Origin of the sequence: Rhodovulum viride (genome assembly GCF_003265965.1) — a bacterium.
GTDB lineage: Bacteria > Pseudomonadota > Alphaproteobacteria > Rhodobacterales > Rhodobacteraceae > Rhodovulum > Rhodovulum kholense.
On the sequence record NZ_MUAV01000154.1, the window covers coordinates 1 to 609 of the forward strand.

At 72.7% G+C, this 609-nt stretch carries 1 protein-coding gene; it reads right to left on the reverse strand.

Annotation, left to right across the window (positions count from 1 at the left end):
- On the reverse strand, positions 1–568 hold a 568-nt coding region (locus BYZ73_RS21585; protein ID WP_281269513.1), incomplete at its 3' end, for a DUF7146 domain-containing protein.
- Positions 569–609 lie beyond the last annotated feature (41 nt).

Here is a 609-nt window from a genome sequence, read left to right on the forward strand (position 1 = left end):
GATGGATCTCGCGCCAGCTGCCCCGGTTGCCCTCGGCGGGCACCATGTAGGGCAGATCGGGGTGGAACCGGAGGCAGTCGGGCAGCGCGGGCAACAGCGCGCGTGTGATGCCACGCCGGGCGAGATAGTCGCGCACGGGGCTGTCCTCGGCCGGGCGGCAGGCCTGCCAGATGGCGCGGGCCTGGGCGATGGCATTCTTGCGGGCGGCCTCGGCCTGATCCGCGCGCTGGCGGGCGTCTTTCTCGCGCGCCGCCTTGCGCCGGGCCAGCTCGGCCGGGTCGATCTCGACCTCGCGCGCGCCCATCAGCCAGTCGAGTGCCGTGCGGAACTCGCAGCCCTTGACCAGCTCGACCAGCGCGATGGCATCGCCGCCGCCGCAATGGCGGCAGTTATAGACGTTGCGGGCGGTGTTGATTCCGAAGCGGTCGCGGCCGCCGCAGACCGGGCAGGGGCCGACGCGCTCGATCCCCTGCGGCGGTCTCAGCCCGGCGATGCCGAGCCGGTCCGCCACCTCGGCAATCGGCAGCGCGCGCGCCTCGGCCAGTCGGGGATCTTCGCGCGGGGTCATGCGAGACCGCACGAAAACAGAGGCACGGCGTCCCGGAAATT